This is a genomic window from Paenibacillus sp. 01L418, assembly GCF_056400045.1.
Window position 1 is genome coordinate 1 of the sequence record NZ_JBFTSN010000809.1, and the last position, 967, is coordinate 967.

Annotated in this window: 1 protein-coding gene; it reads right to left on the reverse strand. The window is 49.0% G+C overall.

Features of this window, described 5'->3' with window-relative positions; genetic code table 11:
- The coding region (gene yicI / locus AC1DSE_RS35795; RefSeq protein ID WP_477529184.1) for an alpha-xylosidase at positions 1-967 on the reverse strand (967 nt) is incomplete at both ends.

Consider the following 967-nt stretch of genomic DNA (forward strand, 5'->3'; position numbering starts at 1 on the left):
GGTTTAACCTCATTCGCTCCAAGCGCAATAATGGAATTAGGACGAACGAATAGTGGAAGGCTAAAGAAGTCATATTTCTCTTTGCGCCATGAGCCGCCTTCTACAATTTCTCCGGATAACAAATGCGTCCATTTTCCAGCTGGCAAATAATAAGTTACATGGCCCTGCTCGTTGAAAATAGGAGCTACCAGTATAGAGTCGCCCAACATGTATTGGCGGTCCAGCATTTCGCTGGTCGGATCTTCAGGGAACTCAAGCACCATGGCACGCATCGAAGGCAAGCCCTGCTCAGTTGCTTGAACAGCTGTATTAAATAAGTAAGGCATGATCCGGCATTTCAGCTTCGTGAAGAAGCGAGTAACATCTACCGCTTCCGTATCGTATGCCCAAGGCACTCTATACGATTTGCTTCCATGCAGGCGGCTATGGCTGGACAGTAAACCAAAAGCTAACCAACGCTTGAATACATGCTCTGGCGCAGTATTCTCAAATCCGCCAATATCGTGGCTCCAGAAGCCAAAGCCCGACATCCCAAGCGACAAGCCGCCGCGCAAGCTCTCTGCCATGGACTCATAGTCCGCATAACAGTCGCCGCCCCAATGTACGGGGAATTTCTGGCCGCCTGCCGTAGCTGAACGGGCAAACAAAGCAGCTTCGTTTCGGCCAAGCTTCTCTTCAAGCACTTCAAATACGACTTTGTTATAAAGCTGAGTATAGTAATTGTGCATTTTCATCGGATCGGAGCCGTCAAAATAAGCGACATCGGTCGGAATACGCTCACCGAAGTCGGTTTTAAAGCTGTCCACACCCATATCGACAAGATCACGCAGATAACTTGCGTACCACTCGCATGCTGCTGGGTTTGTGAAATCAACGAGCGCCATGCCTGGCTGCCACAAATCCCATTGCCATACATCGCCGTTTGGCTTTTTCACCAAATAGCCATTTTGTTTGCCTTCCTCGAACA